This window comes from Pelagicoccus sp. SDUM812002, from assembly GCF_031127835.1.
Taxonomy (GTDB): Bacteria; Verrucomicrobiota; Verrucomicrobiia; order Opitutales; family Opitutaceae; genus Pelagicoccus.
Window position 1 is genome coordinate 22700 of record NZ_JARXHX010000003.1, and the last position, 21910, is coordinate 44609.

19 protein-coding genes are annotated in these 21910 nt (G+C 53.3%); 7 read left to right on the forward strand and 12 right to left on the reverse strand.

Going from position 1 to position 21910, the window contains the following annotated elements:
- Nucleotides 1–30 precede the first annotated feature (30 nt).
- The 3 genes from QEH53_RS05655 (at nt 31) to pta (ending at nt 4202) form a co-directional block, all read left to right on the forward strand.
- On the forward strand, nt 31–762 hold the full coding sequence (locus QEH53_RS05655) for an acyl-CoA desaturase (RefSeq protein WP_309022174.1): 732 nt from the start codon (nt 31–33) through the stop codon (nt 760–762).
- 130 nt (nt 763–892) lie between these two features.
- Nucleotides 893–2089, forward strand: a complete 1197-nt coding sequence (locus tag QEH53_RS05660; protein WP_309022175.1) for an acetate kinase — start codon at nt 893–895, stop codon at nt 2087–2089.
- A 1-nt stretch (nt 2090) separates the two neighbouring features.
- Nucleotides 2091–4202: a phosphate acetyltransferase gene (pta, locus tag QEH53_RS05665; RefSeq protein ID WP_309022176.1), complete on the forward strand. Its 2112-nt coding sequence runs from the start codon at nt 2091–2093 to the stop codon at nt 4200–4202.
- A 12-nt stretch (nt 4203–4214) separates the two neighbouring features.
- Here pta and QEH53_RS05670 read toward each other — a convergent pair whose 3' ends face one another.
- From QEH53_RS05670 to QEH53_RS05715, 10 genes are all read right to left on the reverse strand, one after another.
- Nucleotides 4215–4862, reverse strand: coding sequence for a response regulator transcription factor (locus QEH53_RS05670; RefSeq protein ID WP_309022177.1), 648 nt, complete (start codon nt 4860–4862; stop codon nt 4215–4217).
- A 488-nt stretch (nt 4863–5350) separates the two neighbouring features.
- Nucleotides 5351–6934 (reverse strand): citramalate synthase, encoded by a 1584-nt coding sequence (gene cimA, locus QEH53_RS05675; RefSeq protein WP_309022178.1) that lies wholly within the window; start codon nt 6932–6934, stop codon nt 5351–5353.
- Between the two features lie 34 nt (nt 6935–6968).
- Nucleotides 6969–8327 carry a threonine synthase gene (gene thrC / locus QEH53_RS05680; protein WP_309022179.1) on the reverse strand — a complete coding sequence of 453 codons (1359 nt, stop codon included), beginning with the start codon at nt 8325–8327 and terminating at the stop codon, nt 6969–6971.
- A 6-nt stretch (nt 8328–8333) separates the two neighbouring features.
- Nucleotides 8334–9560 (reverse strand): aspartate kinase, encoded by a 1227-nt coding sequence (locus QEH53_RS05685; RefSeq protein ID WP_309022180.1) that lies wholly within the window; start codon nt 9558–9560, stop codon nt 8334–8336.
- 29 nt (nt 9561–9589) lie between these two features.
- Nucleotides 9590–10909, reverse strand: coding sequence for a homoserine dehydrogenase (locus QEH53_RS05690; RefSeq protein WP_309022181.1), 1320 nt, complete (start codon nt 10907–10909; stop codon nt 9590–9592).
- Nucleotides 10910–11512 carry a glycerol-3-phosphate 1-O-acyltransferase PlsY gene (gene plsY, locus QEH53_RS05695; RefSeq protein WP_309022182.1) on the reverse strand — a complete coding sequence of 201 codons (603 nt, stop codon included), beginning with the start codon at nt 11510–11512 and terminating at the stop codon, nt 10910–10912.
- A gap of 20 nt (nt 11513–11532) precedes the next feature.
- Nucleotides 11533–13131, reverse strand: coding sequence for a phosphoglycerate dehydrogenase (gene serA / locus QEH53_RS05700; protein ID WP_309022183.1), 1599 nt, complete (start codon nt 13129–13131; stop codon nt 11533–11535).
- A gap of 107 nt (nt 13132–13238) precedes the next feature.
- Nucleotides 13239–14036, reverse strand: coding sequence for an alpha/beta hydrolase (locus QEH53_RS05705; RefSeq protein ID WP_309022184.1), 798 nt, complete (start codon nt 14034–14036; stop codon nt 13239–13241).
- A gap of 18 nt (nt 14037–14054) precedes the next feature.
- The gene (hisS, locus tag QEH53_RS05710) at nt 14055–15377 is read right to left on the reverse strand and encodes a histidine--tRNA ligase (RefSeq protein WP_309022185.1); all 1323 of its coding nucleotides are present in this window, start codon (nt 15375–15377) and stop codon (nt 14055–14057) included.
- Nucleotides 15378–15524: 147 nt separating this feature from the next.
- On the reverse strand, nt 15525–15839 hold the full coding sequence (locus QEH53_RS05715) for an HU family DNA-binding protein (protein ID WP_309022186.1): 315 nt from the start codon (nt 15837–15839) through the stop codon (nt 15525–15527).
- 99 nt (nt 15840–15938) lie between these two features.
- Between QEH53_RS05715 and QEH53_RS05720 the strand changes: the two genes are divergently transcribed.
- Nucleotides 15939–17555, forward strand: a complete 1617-nt coding sequence (locus QEH53_RS05720; RefSeq protein WP_309022187.1) for an AAA family ATPase — start codon at nt 15939–15941, stop codon at nt 17553–17555.
- A gap of 65 nt (nt 17556–17620) precedes the next feature.
- Nucleotides 17621–18316 carry a bifunctional demethylmenaquinone methyltransferase/2-methoxy-6-polyprenyl-1,4-benzoquinol methylase UbiE gene (gene ubiE, locus QEH53_RS05725; protein ID WP_309022188.1) on the forward strand — a complete coding sequence of 232 codons (696 nt, stop codon included), beginning with the start codon at nt 17621–17623 and terminating at the stop codon, nt 18314–18316.
- 50 nt (nt 18317–18366) lie between these two features.
- Here the strand turns inward: ubiE and QEH53_RS05730 are convergent, their stop codons facing one another.
- Nucleotides 18367–18813 (reverse strand): VOC family protein, encoded by a 447-nt coding sequence (locus tag QEH53_RS05730; protein WP_309022189.1) that lies wholly within the window; start codon nt 18811–18813, stop codon nt 18367–18369.
- Between the two features lie 195 nt (nt 18814–19008).
- Nucleotides 19009–19323: an iron-sulfur cluster insertion protein ErpA gene (gene erpA / locus QEH53_RS05735; RefSeq protein WP_309022190.1), complete on the reverse strand. Its 315-nt coding sequence runs from the start codon at nt 19321–19323 to the stop codon at nt 19009–19011.
- Between the two features lie 220 nt (nt 19324–19543).
- On the opposite strand from erpA, the gene rpoN reads away from it, so the two are divergent.
- Together rpoN and QEH53_RS05745 are read left to right on the forward strand one after the other, a co-directional pair.
- Nucleotides 19544–21004: an RNA polymerase factor sigma-54 gene (rpoN, locus tag QEH53_RS05740; RefSeq protein ID WP_309022191.1), complete on the forward strand. Its 1461-nt coding sequence runs from the start codon at nt 19544–19546 to the stop codon at nt 21002–21004.
- A gap of 341 nt (nt 21005–21345) precedes the next feature.
- Nucleotides 21346–21903, forward strand: a complete 558-nt coding sequence (locus QEH53_RS05745; RefSeq protein WP_309022192.1) for a hypothetical protein — start codon at nt 21346–21348, stop codon at nt 21901–21903.
- The last annotated feature ends 7 nt before the right edge of the window (nt 21904–21910 follow it).

Sequence of the window (21910 nt, forward strand, 5' to 3'; positions counted from 1 at the left end):
CTAAAGACAATCCTGTTCGTTCACCGAGTCATGTGGCCCATCATCACCTTTTTCTTGCTACACTGGTATCTATCCGTTTTTGCGCAGAGCTTTTTCCTGCATCGTTACGCTGCGCACGGGATGTTTCACATGAGCCCGTTTTGGTACCGCTTCTTCTACCTCTTCACGTGGATCACTCAAGGAGCCAGCTACCTTAACCCGAGGGCCTACGCCATCCTTCACATGGAGCACCACAAGCACAGCGATACCGAAGAGGACCCACATTCGCCCCACTTCTTTGAGGATGTCGTATCGATGATGGTGAACACTAAGGATGTATATCAGGGCATCCTCGCTGGCGATTACGACAATCGTCCAGACGTAGCGATCAAGGACTACCCCGCTTGGCCCATTGTCGACAAAGTCGGCGATAGCTGGTTCACCCGCATCGCCTTTTGTCTCGGCTACACGGCCTTCTATGTCGCATTCGCTCCCAATCCGTTTTGGTACGCCCTGCTGCCCGTCCATTTCCTGATGGGACCCGTGCATGGAGCTTTCGTCAATTGGTGCGGCCATAAGTACGGCTACTCCAACTACAACAATGGCGACCATTCCCGCAACACCTTCGTCTGGGATCTATTCTTCGTGGGCGAGTGCTTCCAGAATAACCATCACCGCTACCCCAGGCGGGCCAACTTCGCACAGCGTTGGTTCGAGCTCGATCTCACCTACCCGATCATACGCGTCATGAGTACCCTGCGCATCATACGCTTGCGACATTGAGCGTGCTCTAGTTCCCGTCCCCTCTGGGACCGTTTTCATAATTAATTACTAAGCTTTCTTTAATTAGAGTTTGTCATGGCAGACTGATTAGTTGATATCATCAGGCTGATTCGCAAAATGCAGTCAGCTAATGAACATACTGGTCATAAACTGTGGGAGTTCCTCCCTAAAATTTTCTGTCATCGACACCCAAACGGGCAAGGACCTCGCCCGCGGACTTTTCGACAAACTTGGATCCGCTGCCCCGAGCTACAAGCTCGAGAGCAGCCTCATTCCAGAAGCGAAATATGGGACTCTGCCCTCTAACTCAGAACACGAGGCTTCTCTCGACACCCTCGCTGACTTTCTCGCTTCCGACGAACTACAGCTAAAAATTGAAGCGGTAGGCCATCGTGTCGTGCATGGCGGTGAACACTTTACATCGGCATGCCTAATGGATCAAGCGGCTCTCGATGCTGTGAAATCATGTTCCTCACTTGCCCCTCTCCATAATCCAGCTAACCTTCTCGGTATCGAGTCGTCCAAGCACCATTTCCCGGATCTGCCTCAAGTCGGAGTCTTCGACACCGCCTTTCATCAGACGATTGCACCCGAAGCGTACCTCTACTCGATTCCTATCGAACTCTACGTTAAGCACGGAATTCGGCGCTACGGTTTTCACGGTTCCAGTCATAAGTACGTCACCGCTGAAGCCGCTCGCATCCTTGGCAAGCCGCTCGAGAAAACCAGCATCATCACAGCGCACCTCGGCAACGGTTGCAGCGCTGCTGCCATTGAAAACGGAGCCTGCATAGACACAACGATGGGCCTTACCCCACTGGAAGGACTGGTAATGGGGACCCGCAGCGGAGACATAGATCCCGGCATCATCTTCCACCTACACCGCTCCCTGGGCATGAGTATCGAGGAAATCGATACGACTTTGAACAAGAAAAGCGGCCTATTCGGTCTTTCCGGCTTCTCTAACGATATGCGCTCCCTACGCCAAGCTTCGGCAGAAGGTAGCGAAGCAGCCCAAAGAGCTGTTGCAATCTTTACCCGCCGACTCGCCAAAAGCATAGCAGGCCTGCGAGCTACGCTCACCAAATGCGATGCCCTAGTCTTTACGGGCGGCATCGGCGAGAATGATGCCAAGACGAGGGCCGAAACACTAGCCCGCCTTGAGCACCTTGGCATCAAAATCGACTCGGAAGCGAATTCGAACGCAGGTAAAGGCCGCAACGGAATCATTTCACAAGAAAACTCTCCTACCAAAGCGATCGTGATACCGACCAACGAAGAACTCATGATAGCTAGGGAGACCGAACAACTTGTCGGGAACCAATAAAATGAAACACGTTTTCCTAACCGTACCGACGGGAGCCAAAGTAGGCCTCTCGACTGTATCCATCGGGCTCGTACGAGCTCTTGAGCGCCAGGGCGTAAGAGTCGGTTTCTTCAAACCCATCGCCCAGCCCGTTACTCCAGACGAAGAGGGCGACCGCTCGACTAGCTTCATTCGAGCCGTTACCTCGCTTACCCCTCCGGACCCCATCTCCATGTCCGAGGCCAAGCAGCTCGTGAGCGAAGAGCACGTCGAGCTGCTTTTGGAAAACATCATCCAACGCTACGAGGAAGCTGCGAAAAACTGCGACGTTCTGATCGTCGAAGGACTAATTCAGACCGAGCGCTTTCCCATGGGAGCGCGCCTTAATTCGAAGCTTGCCCAAACGCTCTCCTCTCAGCAGATCCTCGTAACCAGCCTTGGGTCGCGCAGCCTCGACCACTTGAATAAAGAACTGGAGCTTTCCGTATCCGACTTCAAAGGACGCGTGGCCGGGGTCGTGATCAACAAGGCAGATATCGACGCAGCTCGCGAAAGCATCAACTTCGACGGCATAGGGATGGAACCGCTCAAGCAGTTCATTATAGACAATTGTCCAGTCTTTAAGAACGAGGACCTTGAGCTAATCGGCATGATCCCTCGGGACGAAAAGCTGCTTGCGCCCCGCGTTTCCGATGTCGCGAAACTCGTCAAAGCGGAGGTTCTCAACGAGGGCGACATGGCGAATCGCCGTGTATTCAATATCGAGTTGCTCGCACGAAACGTACCGAATATGCTCCACACCTTGAGAACAGGGAACCTACTCGTGACACCCTCTGATCGTAGCGACATCATTCTTGCCGCCAGCATGGCTTCTCTCAACGGGACGCGATTGGCAGGACTCGTGCTGACGAGTGATCAACGCCCCGATGAACGAATCGTCAAACTCTGCCAGATCGCCTGGAAAAGCGGCCTACCTGTCATGCGGGTTGGCAAAACCTCCTTTGATACTGCTCGAGCGCTCTATGACATGAACCTGGAGATAGCTCCAGACGACTATGATCGCATCAACCAAGCGATGGAGACAGTTGCGATCAGCATCAGCAGTAGTTGGATTCGCAATACGCTGTCCTCCCAGATGAAACGCCAGCTTTCCCCGCCAGCCTTTCGCCATATGCTAACGCGAAACGCCCGCCAGAAGCCAAAGCGCATCATACTGCCAGAAGGCGACGAGCCACGAACCATGCAGGCTGCCGTCACGTGCACTGAACGCGGGATAGCCAAATGCGTTTTGCTCGGTAACCCCTATGCCATTCAGCTGAAGGCGGACGCCATGGGGCTTACCTTGCCAAGCGGCTTGGAAATCGTGAATCCCGACGTGATTCGCGAACGCTACGTATCTCCACTCGTCGAAATTAGGCGCCATAAAAACATGACCGAAAAAATCGCTCGAGATCACCTCAGCGACAATGTCGTGCTCGGCACCATGATGCTGCAAAACGACGAAGTCGACGGCCTCGTCTCCGGTGCGGTACATTCATCTGCAAATACGGTCCGTCCAGCGATGCAATTGATCAAAACACGGCCAGGCGCAAAGATCGCATCCTCCGTTTTCTTCATGTGCTTACCCGATCAAGTACTCGTCTACGGTGACTGCGCCATCAATCCCGACCCGAACGCGGAAGAACTCGCCGATATCGCAATCCAAAGCGCTGATTCCGCAAGGGCGTTCGGCATCGAGCCGCTTGTGGCCATGATCAGCTACAGCACATTAGGCTCCGGTTTCGGAGCGGACGTCGACAAGGTCGTTGAAGCAACTCGGCTCGTAAAAGAAGCTCGCCCCGACATCATCATCGATGGCCCGCTACAGTATGATGCTGCAGCAATCGCAGATGTCGCACGCACCAAAGCCCCTGACAGTCCTGTAGCAGGCAAGGCCAACGTTTTCATTTTTCCAGACCTCAATACTGGCAACACAACGTACAAGGCGGTACAGCGTTCTGCCAACGTGATCTCAATCGGTCCCATGCTTCAAGGCTTGCGGAAGCCCGTCAACGACCTGTCTCGTGGAGCGCTCGTTGACGATATCGTCTACACCATTGCGCTCACAGCGGTTCAAGCTCAGCAGAACGACTAAGCAGACGGGGCCTCAATCTACGAAATTGATCGAGATCAGGCGATTCTCGATCGCGTACCTCGTAATGGATGCCACGTTGTGCAAGTCCAGCTTGCGCATCATGCTGCAACGATGGTTATCCACCGTTTTGACACTCAATTCTAATTTGCCAGCGATATCTTTGTTGCTGTTGCCCTTGGCAATCAGTTGGAGGACCTCACGTTCGCGAAGCGTCAAATTGTCATTGTACTCATTTGACTTGCGCTTGTCGCTAACGACCGAGCGCAACACTTCCGTAATATTGAAGCCAAAGAAGCAACCGCCTTCGTCGACGATTCTCACCGCATTCATGAACATACTAAAGTCCACCGATTTCTCGACGAAGCCGTGGGCCCCTGCCTGCAAACAGGCCTTGATGTTCTCGCTCAATTTGTTGTCCGAAAACACGAGAAAGCGGACCTGAGGTAGACGTGTACGAACCTTCGCGATCAAGTCGGCACCTGCTCCGTCTGGCAGGTTCATTTCAAGAATCACCATCATGGGCTTCAGCTCCACGATTTCATCAACCACCCCCTCGATTTTGTCAGAGGATCCTGATACGTCATAGCCCCGAGTTTTCAAACTCTCGGCAAGCATTTGGCAGACAGCCTTCTGGCCATCGACAATGTACACGTTATTCATTCGGGAAAGTAAAGGGCCGGAACAGCCAAACACGTTTGGAATACTTCGTTTCGATCAGGCAATTGTCAGGGTTTGGAGGTCAGAACCCTGCAAATACAACGGGATTTTATAAATAGTAATTGAAATAATTGTTTTTTGTAAAACACATTCAGCGCCCTGCTTCGACAAAAATCGCAGAATAGAGACACCCGCCTGAATCAGCACTCTACGGATAAGAGAGGCGGGTGATTGGACCTCGACCTAACTCTAATATCGCTAGCCACCTTCGCTCAACGGGGGAAGCTCGAATCGCAAGAAAACGTCACTATGTCAGCCGAATAGACTACGAATAAGATCAAGCTGGATTAAAAAGGTCTAAGCCCTACAGCAGATACAGCACCAAGCCTCAAAGCGCTTTATCTAGAAGGTCCTCTATTCGACGACAACTACGCCTCTAAAAAGGCGGCCGGAAAAGCAGGCCACCCTCCGCTCAAACTGTCCGATCGTAACTAAGCCTTAGAGTCGTCGAGCAGGATCTTGTAGTCTATCGCGTCACGGATCGCCTGCCAGCTAGCTTCGATAATGTTGTTTGAAGCTCCCACGGTGCCCCAAATCTCGTTTCCGTCGCTCGACTCTACGAGAACTCGGGTCTTCGCCTCAGCGCCCTCCTTGGAGTCCAAGATACGAACTTTGTAGTCCTTGAGCACCACATCCTTGAGCTTCGGAAACGCATCGCTGAGCGCTACCCTCAAAGCTTTGTCGAGAGCTCCAACAGGTCCTGGATCTTCTGCCACCACGTAGCGCGGTTCGCCGTCGACCTTGACCTTGATCGTTGCCTCGGACATCGGAGATTCATCCGTTGAACGTTTTTCCACGATCACGCGGTAGCCTTCGAACTCGAAGTGCGACTTATGCTTATTGGTCAGCTTATCGAGCAATAAACGAAGCGAACCATCAGCTGATTCAAATTCGTAGCCGTTGAACTCGAGTTCCTTAAGCTTCTCTATGATAATCTTGGTTTCAGGAGAATCGCGATCAATGTCGAAGCCGAGCTCCTGGGCTTTCATCAACAAGCTACTGCGTCCTGCCATATCGGATACAAGAACGCGCTGCTTATTACCCACCTTTGTCGGATCCACGTGCTCGTAGCTGTAGCTAACCTTCTTCGTCGCATCAGCGTGAGCTCCACCTTTGTGCGTGAAGGCTGAGAGACCAACAAACGGCGCCTTCCCATCGTGCTCGAGATTAGCGAGGTCGGCAATAAACAGGGAGAGCTCGCGCAAACGCTTGAGGTGATCTGCGCAATGAAGCGGATGACCCATTTTCAGCGAGATGTTCGGTATGATCGTCGTTAGATTTGCATTACCAACACGCTCGCCGTATCCGTTGAAAGTACCCTGCACGAGGGTAGCGCCGGCTTCAACTCCGCCCAGCGATAAAGCTACGCCAAGTCCAGAATCGTTGTGGCAATGCACGCCCACCGCGACATCCGGGAAACGCTCGACCACTGTCGTCGTGATTTCTTGAAGCTCGCTAACCAGCTTACCACCGTTGGTATCGCAGAGCGTCAGATTGTCCGCTCCGCCCCGCACCGCAGCCTCGAGCGTTTTCATCGCGTAATCGGGACTATCAACGTATCCGTCGTAGAAGTGTTCTGCATCATAGATGACCTCGCGCCCTTGCTCCTTCAGAAAACGCACGCTGTCTTCGATCATCGCTAGGTTCTCCTCGGGAGCGACGCGGATGACCTCGGTGACGTGCAGTAGCCAAGTCTTTCCAAAGATTGTGACAACTGGAGTTCCCGCATCAATCAACGTCTGCAATTGAGGATCTTCCTCGGCCTTCAAATTCGCACGGCGTGTCGAGCCGAAGGCCGCGATCTTCGCATGCTTAAGCTTCAGTTTCTTCGCTTCTTCGAAGAAGGCCATGTCCCGCGGGTTAGAACCAGGCCAACCGCCTTCAATATAGTCGATACGGAACTGGTCGAACTTCTCCGTAATTCGGAGTTTGTCCGTCACAGAAAAGGAGACGCCCTCGCCTTGGGTGCCGTCTCGCAACGTCGTATCGTACATTAAAATCGTTGGCTTGCTCATAATAAAAACCTTTTGAATAGGAAAACGGGGAACGCTACTGCTTGGAACGGATGAAGGCTTTGATCGACGCCTCATCGGGATCGACCGAGAACTTGCGAATCTTCTTCGACTTTAAAGCCTCAAGACTGGGATGGGTCGGCTCGACACCAGTGCACTCCTTCACGACGTCGGGAAACTTGGCAGGATGCGCCGTGGAGAGAACCACCGCAGTCTCCAAAACATCGAGATTCTTAAAGCCGCACGCTGTGTGCGGATCTGCAGTGTAGTTATAAACACGATACACTTCTGAAATAGCTTCTGCGATTTCCTCGTCGTCCATACGGGTACTCGTCATGAACTCGGTAATCGCCATACCGCCTACCTGGAAGATGCCCTCCTTCTTGAAGCTCTCCATTATGTCGCGAGTCATATCCGAATTTCCGCCGAGCGAGAAATACAAGAATCGCTCGAAGTTCGAAGCGACTTGAATGTCCATCGATGGAGCGTGGCTAGGACGGACGTCGCCCACCGAGTAATCGCCTTGAGCGAAGAAACGGTGCAAAATGTCGTTCTGGTTCGTCGCTACTCGGAAACCGTCCACAATCATGCCCATACGGGATGCCATCCAACCAGCGAGCACGTTTCCGAAGTTTCCGGTTGGCACTACGAAAGTCACTCGCTCGCGACGTTCAGCTGGCAACTGCAGGTATGCATAAATATAATACACGCACTGGGCCAAAATACGGGCGAGGTTGATGGAATTGACGGCGGAAAGATGAACTTCCTGGCTGAATTCCTTATCGCCAAAAACGTCCTTCAACGCCGATTGAGCATCGTCGAAGCTGCCCTTGATGCAGAGCGGGTAAACGTTTTCCTCTTCGAGGCAAGTCATCTGCCGTTCCTGCAAGGGAGAGACACGCCCGTCGGGATAGAGAATGAAGATGTTAACGCCCTTCTTCCCCAGTAGGCCACTAATCGCAGCAGCTCCGGTGTCACCCGAGGTAGCGCCCAATACGTTGATGCTTTCTCCAGTCTGAGCAACCTGACGTTCATAGAAACAACCGAGCAGTTGCAAAGCAAAATCCTTGAAGGCCAATGTCGGACCATGGAAAAGCTCTTGCACGTAGAGCTTGTCGCTTAGCTTCACGAGCGGAGCATGATCTTTATGGTCAAAGCGGCTGTACGCTTTTTCGACCAACGCTTTCAGCTCGTCTTGCGGAATATCCGTAGCGAAATACTTAAAGAACTCGTAGCACAATTCCGGATACGAAAGGCCTTCCCACGTGGGAATCTCCAAGCTCAGGTCCGGCATCTTTTCCGGCACGAACAAGCCTTTATCCGGAGCGAGCCCTATCTTTACCGCCTCTGAAAAACTGTGCGGCTCAGTCTGTCCTCTGGTGCTAACGAACTTCACAGGCGACTAAGCTTCGATTTTGTCCAAGCCAAAGGCGCTATGAACGATGCGAAGTGCGTCTTCCGCGCCTTCCTCGTCGATCACCACGGAGATCTTGATTTCGGATGTGCTGATAATTTGGATATTCGACTTCGCGTCGGCGAGCGCTGCGAAGAGCTTGCTCGCAACACCAGAGTGGCTTCGCATGCCGATGCCGACTACGGAGAGCTTCACGACTTCTCCAAATACCGCGACTTCTCCACCGCCCAATTCGTTGAGCACCTTTTCGACTGCGGCGAGAGATCGCTTCGTGTCCTCGCGAGTCACGGTAAAGGTTAGGTTGGCAACGCCGTTTCGGCCGATGTTCTGGACGATCATATCGACACAGACATTCGCCTTGCCGAGCTCCTCGAAAATCTGAGCGGCCGAACCGGGCTTATCTGGGATATTGCTTACCATGATCTTGGCCTGGTTGCGATCGAGCGCGACGCCACGAACGACGACGTCTTCCATTGAGCTTACTTCTTGTTTCACGATTGTGCCTGGGATTGAGGTGTCAAAACTGGATCGTACTTCGAATACGACATTGAACTTGTTGGCGAATTCGACCGACCGGGCCTGCATCACCTTAGTGCCGAGACTCGCCATCTCGAGCATTTCTTCATAGCTGATTTCCTGAATCTTGCTCGCCTTGGGCACGATGCGTGGATCCGCGGTGTAAACGCCGTCGACGTCTGTGTAAATTTGGCAAAGGTCCGCCTTCAAGCCACTGGCTAGAGCGATCGCAGACAAGTCGGAGCCACCGCGACCAAGAGTCGTGGTAGTACCCTCGTCGTTCACCCCTTGGAAGCCTGCTACAATCACGACGCTGCCGCCTTCGAGGGCAGTCTCAATCCGTTCGCAGCTCATGCTGACAATGCGGGCCCGGGTGTGGAACGGATCAGTCTTGATACCGGCTTGAGCTCCCGTCATCGAAATAGCCTCAATTCCGAGGGCATGAAGAGCCATCGCGGTCAGTGCGATCGTCTCCTGCTCTCCCACTGCGAGTAGCACGTCCATCTCACGATCGTTGGGCTGTTCGTTGATTGCTTGGGCGCGGGCGATGAGTTCGTTGGTCACGCCAGAACGAGCCGACACCACCACCGCGACCTGATGCCCTTCTTCAACATCTTGCTTGATGATATTCGCCACATTCTTGATGCGATCCACGTCGCCGACAGAAGTGCCTCCAAATTTTTTAACTATACGTGCCATTGCGCTTTGCTTCCAAATGTTGAATACAGCTAGCCTTCGAAGCTACTGATCGGCATCGTGAAAGGCTTGCCTTCCACGCATGAGTTTTCCTCGAGCGCCTTTACCGCGTCGAGAATAGCTTGTTCTGTAGTTGTGTGAGTCGTTACGATCAAGGTCGCGCTGGCCGCGCTCTCATCAACTTCTTTTTGCGTAACGCTGGCAAGACTTACGCCGTACTTGGCGAGCAAAGAGGTGACCTCTGCCATGACGCCTGGCTTGTCCACAACCTGAAGTCGAACGTAGTAGCGAGACTCGATCTCCTCCGGTTCCGCCAGTTCGATCTTGCCACCACCACGTGGGGCAGGATCAATAAAACGCCCCGCTCCGCCATCAACGATGAGCCTGGCCGCATCGACGATATCAGCAATCACTGCACTGGCCGTCGCATCGCGCCCGGCACCTGGGCCGATATACACAGTCTCGCCCACCACATCTCCGTGCACGGAAACCGCGTTAAAGACGCCATCGACACTACCGAGTACATATTTTTTGGATACAAGAGTAGGCAAGATTGAGATGTAGAGTTTACCGGAAGCGTGGGCTACATCGATCACGGCCAGCAGTTTGATGGCATATCCATTCTCCTTGGCGAAAGCGATATCGGCTTGTGTCACTTCCGCGATCCCTTGGACCAAGAGGTCCTTGAACGGAACCCAGCGACCGTATGCGAGGTAAGCGAGTACCACCGCTTTATGTGCTGCATCGATACCGTCGACATCGAACGACTCGTCGGCTTCCGCGTAGCCGAGGGCTTTAGCCTCCGCAAGGATCTCTGGATACCCTGCGCCTTCGTTTGTCATGCGCGTCAGGATGTAATTGCTGGTACCGTTCAGAATACCATAGATACTATTGAATCGGTTGACGACGAGGCTGTCCTTGATCGCCTTGATAACGGGTATTCCGCCCGCAACGCTCGCCTCGAAAAGCAACTGTCCATTGCCTTCCTTGGCCGCTGCGAAAACGGCTTCACCATGATCGCAGATCAAAGCTTTGTTAGCAGAGACCACAATCTTGCCAGCCTTCAGGGCGGCGAGCGTCACCTCTAGGGCAAGCGTCGTCCCACCCATCAATTCGCAAACGATATCGATATCTGGATCCTGAGCGATGGATACCGGGTCGGTAGTCAGCATCGACGCATCGCAATCGAAATCACGCTTTTTGCTCGTATCACGAACAGCGATACGCGCTACCTTTACGCGAGCCCCCAAGCGGTCGCTTAAGGCCTCCTCACGCTTTTGCAGGTGATTAAACACACCCTGCCCTACGACACCAAAGCCGCATAGGCCTACCTTTATTACGCGGTCACTCATTTACTTTTTTGCAAACTTGTTTTCTTCGCCTCGAATCAGGCGAACGATATTATCCTTGTGCCGCACTACGACGAGCAAGCCCAGAGCAAGCGATACCCAAGTAAGGGTTGCTGGCGAACCGATGACGAGGTTAGTGATCGGCAAACTAATTGCGAGGCAGATCGATGCCAGCGACACATAGCGGGAGGCATAAAATACGACGAGCCATACGAGTACGCCGACCAAAGCCGCTACGTACATCAATGCAACAACGCCTCCCAGCATAGTCGCGACTCCCTTACCTCCACGGAACTTCGTGAAGAGCGAAAACGAATGTCCTAGAACTGCGAATACAAGCCCCACCAAACCATAGTGAAACGATTCACCAGCTAGCAGGATAGGCCAAGCAGTGGCGGTAAAGCCCTTCACCGCATCCAACATGAAAACGATATTTCCCGCCTTCTTGCCGACGCAGCGCTTCACGTTGGTAGCTCCGGGATTTTTGGAGCCGACGCTAAATATATCAACGCCGTTTGCCTTTGCCACCAAATAGCCAAAAGGCAGGGAACCGATAAGGTACCCTGCTCCTGCAGCACTAAGTGCGACTATCAGATCGATAGACATTCGCTATATCCATGAATCGACTACAAGTGGACGATTTTCGCCTGCTTGACCGCGTCGATGGACTTGATTTCTGCCAAAGCGGCGTCACTAGGCTCACTATCCAAACATGCGATATTGAGAGCGATTCCACCGACTTCGTTGCGGCTGAGCGACATGGCGGCAATGTTCACGCCGTCCTTGCCGATGATGCTGCCCACCTTGCCGACGATACCGAGTTCGTCGCTGTTTGCGAGAACCAGCATACAGCCGTGCGGCTCTACCTCAACTTCTCGGCCGTTTACGGAAACGATGCGAGGGGAGTTACCCTTGCCGATCAAGGTACCTTCGGCGGAAACGTTTTCACCGTTCACGCATACAGCTTCTACCTTTATGAGCTCGGTGTAGTCAGTTTCTTCGGAAGACTTGAGAACGTCTACCTGGATACCAAGACGCTCCATGATCACGAGCGCATTGACGAAATTCACGTTGCTACTGACATCCTTGAGGAATCCCTTGAGGATACCACGAGTCAGGGAGTTTGCATCGAGGTCGACGACCTTGCCGGAGTAAGTGATCTTCACCTTCTCGACCTTATCGAGAGCGAGCTGCTGTACAAGCGATCCGAGTGCGGAGCAAAGCTCGAGGTATGGGCCCACTGTCTTGAGCGTCTGCTCGTCGAGAGAGGGCATGTTGATCGCGTTGCGAATACCGCCGCCGCGCAATACGCTGGTAACGCTTTCAGCGATCTCGAGGCCAACGCTTTCCTGAGCTTCTTCCGTAGAAGCGCCAAGGTGAGGCGTGAGGTTGAGATTCTTCTGCTTACGAAAAGGATGATCTTCGGCAGGTGGTTCGCTAGTGTAGACGTCGAGACCGGCTGCTGCCACCTTGCCGCTTTCGAGAGCTTCGAGCAGCGCATCTTCGTCGATGATACCACCACGAGCACAATTGAAGAGACGGACACCGTCTTTCATGGTTGCGATCGACTTCTTGTTGATCATACCACGCGTCGCATCGGTAAGCGGCATGTGAACGGTGATGTAGTCCGACTCGCGGAAGAGCTTATCAAGCTCGACCTGATGCACGCCCATGGCTTCCGCCTTGCTTGCAGAGAGATAAGGATCGTAAGCGAGAACGGTCATACCAAATGCCTTCGCCCGCTTGGCGACCTCGGCGCCGATACGGCCCATACCGCAGATACCCAGTGTCTTCTTGAAGAGCTCGCTGCCACCGTAGATCTTGCGGTCCCAACGACCTTCGCGCATGGATTGAGCCGCTTGAGCAACGGGACGCGCTCCGCAGAGCATGTGAGTGAACGTGAGCTCCGCGGTGGCGATAGTGTTGCCGCCCGGAGTGTTCATCACGACGACGCCGAAATCAGTCGCCGCTTCGGAGTCGATATTGTCAACACCCACCCCGGCGCGTCCCACAGCCTTCAAGGACGGGGCTGCCGCTTCGAAGACCTCCCGATTAACCTTGGAATCGCTGCGCACGATAATTGCGGCCGCGCCCTTAGCGAGCTCGAGGAATTTGGAATAGTCTTCCTTGAAGGTGCCGTAGGCTTCTACGACTTCAAACCCTTCCTGCTGCTTGAGGAAGTCGACTCCAATTGACGAGATTTTGTCTGCTACTAGGATTTTCATCGGAAAAAAAGAGTGCCCATCAAAAGTGATGCCTTTCAAAAAGCAAATATAGAATAGGTTAGCTTCTAATCCCCTTTCCCAATGGGGCTGAAGCCTGGGCTTTACGACTACAAACCGGCCAAAAAGCCTCGAATCGACGCCCAATATTGAGCACTCGCTCGATTGACGAGGTCGTTGTGCCCAACGCCATCAATCCAAAGCGTCTTCAGCAGATCCGCCGGAACGTTCGCGGCAATCTCTTCGCCGTGCGAAAAATCGACGACTCGATCCTTCTTCCCGTGGATCACCAAGGTTGGACACTCGAGCTTCGACGCCTTCTTTCCGTTGAAGAACTTGTCGCCGGGCACCCAAGTCAAAGGCAAGTAGACTTGGTAGGCGCTGAGGAAAGCCGACTCCATGATCAATCCCATGGCCCCACGCGTCGTCGCGAGCTCCATCGCCACGCCCCCCCCAAGGGACCGCCCGTGCAAGATCACCCGCTCCGGTTTGACCCCAAGATTTGCCACTGCATAATCAAGCACTGCGTTTGCGTCTTTGTAGCAGCTTTTTTCGCTGGGCGTACCTTCAGACAATCCGTAGCCGCGATAGTCAAAACTGAGAACATTTACACCCTGTAGCCGATAATTGTTCAGGATGAAACTGACATGTCCCAAGTCCTCCCCGTTACCGTGGAAATAGAATACCGTTTTACTAGCTCCCGGCACCGGCCCCCAAAAGGCGGCGATCTGCGTGTCGTCATCTGAGGTTACCATCAAGATCGACTCGTCCGCTTCGTAGCTGGCTGGCCCTGGCCGGAAGAGCAGCTGCTTGGTGACGACTTGGGCGAAAAGGAAGAAAAAGAGCACGCAAACCGACACCAATACCAGCAAAGTATTGAAACCGTTTTTTTGCTCTCTCTCCCTCATTGACTTGTAATCGCTATGCTAGACTAATTCGCGGACAGCTTCCAGCAGTTGGGCGCGCGGAATGTCCTGTTCGCGGCGATCCGCTAGGTTTCGCAACTTTACGACACCCTTTTCCAGCTCATCGGAACCGTAGATCAACGAGAAGCGAGCGCCCGAAGAAGCTGCTGACTTCAACTGCTTCCCGAAGGCCTGGGACTTCAGCTGATACTCGACGGAATAACCCGCTTGGCGCAGCAACGACACGTCAGACAGGGCTGCCAGCTTCTCGGCATCACCGCCTGTCACTGCAAAGAAATCTACCGTATCGATGAACTCAGGCATTTTTCCACGAGCTTTGAGCAACTCGCCCAAGACGACATCGCCCATTCCAAAACCAACCGCCGGCATATCGGGACCACCCATCTTTTTAACGAGAGCGTCGTAACGCCCGCCACCTGCCAAGGCGCGAAATTCGCCTTTCTTGTCGAATGCCTCGAAGACGAACCCAGTGTAATACGCAAGCCCACGCACGATGCTCAAATCGATCTTGATGAAACCGCCAAAACCCATTGCCGCCAACCCCTCGAGCACCACATTCCAATCTGCCAAGCGAGTAGCCAACTCTTCCGAAGCTGACTCAACCGCTTCGAGCGAGGCAAAGCAGTCTCGAATCGCGCCTACGGAATCGAGCTTAAGAAAAGCATCAACCGAAGCCTTCAACTCCGCCGCTTTTTCGCCTGCGACTTCCTGTAGTTGGCCAATCAGCTTCTCCTCAGGCAGGCGCTCCCACTTGTCGACAACGCCTAAAATGGAGCCGATCGCATCGCCTTCGTAGCCAAGGGCCGCCAGGTAGAGCATCCATAGGTTACGATCACTAAGCCGAACGTAGAAATCTTCCTCGGTCAGGCCGAAGCCGACCAACGTTTGCACGAGCAAGCCAATCAACTCCACTTCCGCACTCGGCCCCTGCTCGCCGAGCAGGTCGACGTTCAGCTGAGTGAAGCAACGCAACCGCCCTTTCTGCATGCGTTCGTAGCGGAAATTGTCGCCGATGCTGAACCACTTGATCGGTCGCTTGAGCCCGTTAGCCCGCGACGCCACCATGCGAGCGAGCGAGGGAGTCAGTTCAGGACGGAGCGAAACCTGGCGTCCGCCCTTGTCCTCAAAGCAAAAGAGCTGGCTTTCGATCTCCGGGCCGGACTTGGTCGTGAAGAGTTCCAACGACTCGAGGATCGGGCCATCGAATTCTTGAAACGCGAAGCGACGCGCTACCTGCCTCCAAATCTGGAAGATGTGCTTCCGCTGGGCGTAGTCTTCAGGGTAAAACTCCCGAAATCCGGGCAATGTCTTAAAAGTGGCCATGTCTCTAGAATTTAAAACGCGGGACTATGCCCAAGCCCAGTCGGCGAATGCAACAAACAATGGAACATTACGCTCGCCACACTCATCACAAAAAAACGGCTCCCAAATCGGGAGCCGTATCAAAAAATTAGCATCGACGCCAAACGCTTAATCCAACGCGTCCAGATCGATATCCTTGATCTTCGCCTTGAGTACCTTGCCCGCCTTGAACTTGACGACAGCACGGGTCGGGATCACCACGTCCGTCTCCGGACGGTTCGGGTTGCGGCCCACGCGTGCCTTGCGTTTCTGAACTTCGAACACACCAAAATTGCGCAACTCGACATTTCGCCCATCCGCCAACGCATCAAGAATGATGTCCAGTGTCATCTGGACGGTGTCTTGAATCTTGCTCTGAGGGATGTCCTTGGTCTTTTCAAAAATCCGAAGAACGATATCGCGTTTAGTGAGGTTGTTGGACATGGCGGCAATAGGAGTTGAAAACTCGTTACATAGTTGAGGGTAAGCTACTTCCACAGTTTAGGTTGCGTCAACCTCAAAGCCATCAAATATCCGCACCCAATGAGCAAAGACGATAAACCAACAGATCCCATGGAAGAATTGCAGAAGAATCTGCAGGACCTTTTCAAACAGGGAAAAGCGTTCATGCCTTTCGGAGGCCCCATGGGGGGACCAAGCGGCGTTGCGTCCTCCGGCGGTCGCCCGCAAGACCCCACAAAAGAACAGGAAGAAGAGGCTGCTGAACGCGCCGAGGCGCTCAAACGAATCGAGGCATTCAACCTGAAGCCCCGCGAAATCCGTGACTACCTTGATCGCTACGTAATTCAGCAGAACGAGGCCAAGAAAGTCATATCCGTAGCCATCTGCGACCACTTCAACCACGTGCGGCGCTGCCTCGAACGTCCAGACCTAGCCGACCTCGACTACGCTAAGCAAAATATCATCCTTCTGGGCCCTACCGGTGTGGGCAAAACCTACCTCATGCGAAACGTGGCTAAGCTTGTCGGAGTCCCTTTCGTGAAGGCCGACGCCACCAAGTTCTCCGAAACGGGATACATAGGCGGAGACGTCGAAGACCTAGTGCGCGACCTCGTCAAGGCGGCCAACGGTGATACCGAGCTCGCCCAATACGGTATCGTCTACATCGACGAAATCGACAAGATAGCCAATAAAGCCAACAGTGGCGGCGGCCGCGACGTATCTGGGCGAGGAGTACAGATCAACTTGCTCAAGCTTATGGAAGACACAGAAGTCAACCTGCAAAGCCAAACCGACATGATGGGGCAAATGCAGGCCATGATGGACCTGCAAAGTGGAAAGAAGCGCAAACGCACCGTATCCACAAAGCACATACTCTTCATCGTTAGCGGCGCGTTCGACCAAATGGACCTATCCGTCAAAAAGCGGCTCACCAACACCTCCATGGGATTCGGAGCCCATCGGGCCGACGACGAAGACGAAAGCCTGAACTACTTGGACAGAGCTGAAACCCGAGACTTCATCGACTACGGATTCGAGCCTGAATTCGTCGGACGCCTCCCCGTTCGCGTGGCTTGCCAACCCTTGAAGCCGGACGATCTCTTCCAGATCATGACGACCTCAGAAGGCAGCGTCCTTCGCCAGTATGTCTCCGATTTCGAAGGCTACGGAATCACGCTCGAGATGGACAACCCATCCCTCAAGGAGGTCGCCGATCGCGCGTACAAGGAGAAAACCGGAGCACGCGGTCTCATGACCATCCTCGAGCGAGCCTTCCGCGGCTTCAAGTTCGAGCTGCCCTCTACCAGCATCAAGACGCTAACAGTCAATAAAGGAACGATCGAAGATCCAGACTCGCAACTAAAGAAGCTACTCCGCGACAATCTCTCCAGTCAGCACAGTGTATTGAAAAAAGAGATACAGGAATTCAGCGAGCGCTTCGAAACGCAATTCGGCTTCGCCCTCGAGTTCACAGAAGACGCCATCATCGCCCTTATCGAGGAATCGCTCGAAACCGACAAGACGATCCGCGGGCTTTGCGAACGCAAATTTCACGATTTCAATCACGGGCTCACCCTGATCAACCGCAACACCGGGCAGAAGTCGTTCACCATCGACGCAGAAGTGATTCAAGATGCAGAAAAGGCCCTGTCCAGCTGGGTTGTCGCCAGCTACCAAGAGGAAAATGCAGAAAAGTGAGAGCGCCGCACTGAAATGTGCTTCCCTCGCTTTCACTATTCACTACTCACCTTTCTCTACTCCCGATGCCGGATCCAGAAAAAGTTAACTCAATGTTTAGCCGCATCGCGGCAAAGTACGACCTCGCCAATCGCGCCCTCAGCCTCGGGATCGACACGCTCTGGCGCGATCGCCTGGTAGACGAAGTTTGGCTCAGAAGCCCAAACCATATCACGGATCTCGCAACGGGCAGTGGAGACGTCGCTTTCGAGCTACGCAAGGAGTTCGACCCTGAAATCCGCATCTACGGACTGGACTTCTGCGAACCGATGCTGGAGGAAGCCCGCAAAAAACAAACAAAGGCCGGGTACCAAAATATGAGTTTCGAGGTGGGAGACTGCCTTGCCCTCCCTTTGACTGACGCTTCGACCGATGCAGTGACGATATCGTTCGGGTACCGAAATCTTGGCGACCGCCACCAGGGCCTTCTCGAAATGCGCCGCATCCTTCGCCCAGAAACTGGCTACCTATATATTCTAGAGTTTTCCCAGCCACTCAAAGCGATTCGTCCCTTCTACTATTTCTACCTGAAGACGCTTCTGCCAAACATCGCCGGAGCCCTGACAGGCGATGTCAGCGCCTATCGATATTTGAGCGACTCTATCGAAGCGTTTCCTCCCAAGGAGGGCATAACCGAAGAGCTTCGCCTTGCGGGCTTCAGAGATATTCACGCGATTCCCATGACCTGCGGCATGGTTGCCCTCCATATCGCTAAAGCTTAGCGTAAAAAAGGCACGCCAGCAGCGACGTGCCCAAAATCAGCCGCTCGGACCTACTTCGCTTCGGCGAAGGCAGCTTTGGCCCTGCGCTCGATCTCTTCAGGGGCAACCTCCTCGATGACTTGGCTCAAAGACCAGCGATAGCCAAAAGGATCGAGAATCATGGCCGACCGAGCTCCCCAAAACATATCGGCTGGCTCGCTTAACCCGGTCCCGCCCGCAGCTTTAGCTTGAGCAAACACTTCGTCGCAATTTTCAGCGGCTACGCAAAACAAACACGAAGCCTTGGCGCCATCAGCCATAGCGTAGGCGTGCCATTCAGGCGACTCCTCCGACAGGAAAACCTTTGCATCGCCGAGCATAAACTCAGCGTGAGCCACTCCGCCATCGGGTGACGGCAATCGGTAGAGCTCCTTAGCTCCAAAAGCTCTCGCGTAAAAATCGAGAGCTTTATCACCGTCTTTCACGGTGAGGGATATTGATAAACTTGCTTCGCTCATTCTGTATATTCTTTCGTTGGATTTCTTGTTTGATCCCAAGGCTAGCCTGGAAAGTGAAAGCCTGATAATCGCACACCTGTGCTGACAACCCTATGTCAGTAGCCATTAATTTCTGCAAAAATATTGCGCTTTGCAATGGGCACAAAAAAACGCAGCCCTTGGGCCGCGTTAGAAGCAATATCCTGCCGGAGCTGCTTAACTGAAGGACTTCCCGCAACCGCAGGTGCTCTCTGCGTTCGGGTTTTGAATATCGAACCCTTTTCCCTGCAGGCCATCGTCGAAGTCAATCTTGCTGCCCTCCATGTAGGCGAAGCTCGCCTCATCGGTCAAAAACTGGACCCCTTCGCTCTCCAAGGCCCTATCCTCAGCCTTTTGCTCGTCGAAAGACATTCCGTACTGGAAACCCGAACAGCCTCCCGACTCGACAAATACGCGGAGCAACTTGCCTGCGCCAGCATCCTCTTGGAGCTCCTTTATCTTGGCGGCAGCTCTTTGTGTAAGTGTAATCATGCTCCGATCCTTTAATCGCCCGTAGCCAACTGTCAACCAATCGAGAGCTTCCTTACTCCGATTTCACGATAATCCATAGCATAAATCATGCTCAACTTGCTCAAGCTGCTTGCATTCACTAAAAAAAACTCTTTCACTCCATCCTGTTCGAATCGATCCAGCTACACGAGCCTACTCGAACCAGACCATTCAGCAAACCTCTTTCAGACTTACCACAAATATGGCCGCGCAAGGTTTCAACCAAGAGTTACGACAGAAACAAACTCAATCCCTAGTCCTCGCGCCGCAGCTTCGCCAGTCGCTCAAGATCCTCCAAGTTGCCCAAATGGATCTGCGCACGACGATATTGGAGGAACTGCAGACCAACCCTTCCCTCGAGGAGATGTCGATGGACACGCCAAGCTTGGACGACAACTCGTCAAGCGACTCCGAATCCAACGACCCCAAGGACGAGCACTCCCAAAGCGAGGAACTGGAATTCGGCGAGAACTTCGAAATCCTCAACAAGCTCGACGAAGACTGGCGCGACTACATGTCGCAAGTCGGCGGAGCCCAAAACTACACCAGCGAAGACGCCGAAAAGCGCGAGCACTTCTTCAACTCGCTCGTATCCGAGACCTCACTACAGGAGCATTTGCTCGATCAAGCTTCGCTCTCGGACCTCGAACCCAACCAGCGTGAGGCCATCGAGTACCTCGTGGGCAGCATCGACAATAGCGGCTTCCTCTCGACCTCTCTTTCTGACCTCGCCCTCTTATCGGGGCTCTCTCTCGGAGAAATGCAAGAGGCCCACAACATCCTCCGATCTTTCGAGCCAGCTGGGATAGGCGCTTTCGACGTTCAGGACTGCTTGCTTATGCAGCTAAAAGCGAAGTTTCGAGGCCGTTCCATCGCGGCCGAAATCATAAGAGACCACTTCAAGCTCCTGTCGAGACGTCGCATACCGGACATTGCCCGTCGCTTGAGCATCGACGTCGAGGAAGTGCAGGAAGCGATCGAAGAAATTTCTCAGCTAGACCCAGCGCCCGGAAGACGCTTTGCGGACGATACCAACCGCTCGATAATGCCGGATGTCATCGTCGAATGGGACGAGGATAAGTGGAAGGTTACTTTGAATTCCGACTACATCCCAAGGCTTCGCATCAGCCCCACCTACAAGGAGATGATCGCAAAGGGAAGCATCTCAAAGCAGGAGAAGGAGTACATCCAAGAAAAGATACGCTCCGGCAAGTTCCTGATGAGCTCCATCGAGCAACGACAGCAAACCATCGAGCGAATCTCGAACGAGATAATCAAACTCCAAAACGACTTTTTCGAGGAAGGAGTGTCAAAGCTGCGCCCCTGTACGATGACTCAAGTAGCGGAAACAGTGGGAGTCCACGAAACGACCGTATCGAGAGCCCTCGCGAACAAATACATGCAGACTCCCCACGGGATCTTCGAAATGAAGTTTTTCTTCACTCCAGGCTACACCGGCTCGGACGGGGAATCGATTTCGAACACCAGCGTCAAGGATATGATCCAACAGCTCGTCGCCGCGGAGGACACTTCAAAGCCCCTGAGCGACCAGGAAATCGTAACCCGACTCCAGGAAAAGGACCTCAAGATCGCCCGGCGCACCGTGGCCAAATACCGCGAAGAGCTAGGTATCCTCCCAAGCAACCTAAGGCGCCAGTATTAGTCATTGCATTGCGATCATGCCCAGTTTTCCGTCCACCCGAGGTCGGCAAGGCAGCAGCTGTTTCCTAGTGTGATCAACAGCATTTTCCGCAGGAAAGTGGCCCGCACGTCCGCACCATTGGGTACTCCCAACTTAGCGCGGCTACCGCGTTGGAATAACGCAAGGAGTGGCCGACTCTCGCCATACCTACGAATTCTCCCGAGACCGAGGTCAGGTTCGCTTCGGGGGGGGCTAACTTGATCGACTGAGTACATCCACTCAGGTTGATTCGATGAGAATCAAAACTCTTGCAATAACCAAACTCGCACTTTTAACAGCGCTCGTTTTCGCAGCCCAACTCAATGCCGCACGCATGCTCGAGATCTACCTTACCGGCGACTCCCCTCAAGGGGGCCCTACTTGGCAGAGAAGTACCGTACGAAGATCCGTTCCAACCAATTTTCGACTCAGGCACGGTCCGGATCAAAATTTCCACACCTCTAAAGAATAATCTAGATATCGAGAAATTAGACGACTTCTTTTTCAACGAGGTGTCAGAAACACTAGAATTCGATCACTTACGAACCATTTTTGGGGTCTTTGCAGGAACGGGCGAATCCATCGGAAGAGACCTAAGTATTACCACAGAGGGCACCTCTACTTCTCTGGCTGTAGATTTTTTAATTGCCACTGGTCCTTCGGACTACGAAATGAGTTTTGAATTCAATAAAATCGAACAAACAGGAGATATTCGGATAAGGGCCTACCATCTGTCAGATGATTATGGGTGGAATTCGTTAGATGCAAAGATAACCTCCCTAGCCTACCACGTGCCGGACTCCTCGGGTCGAGCGGCTCTGTTTTCCTTCGTGCTGCTCCTCGGATTTCACGCTAAGTACCGCAGAAAGCGGAATATATAGACACAAC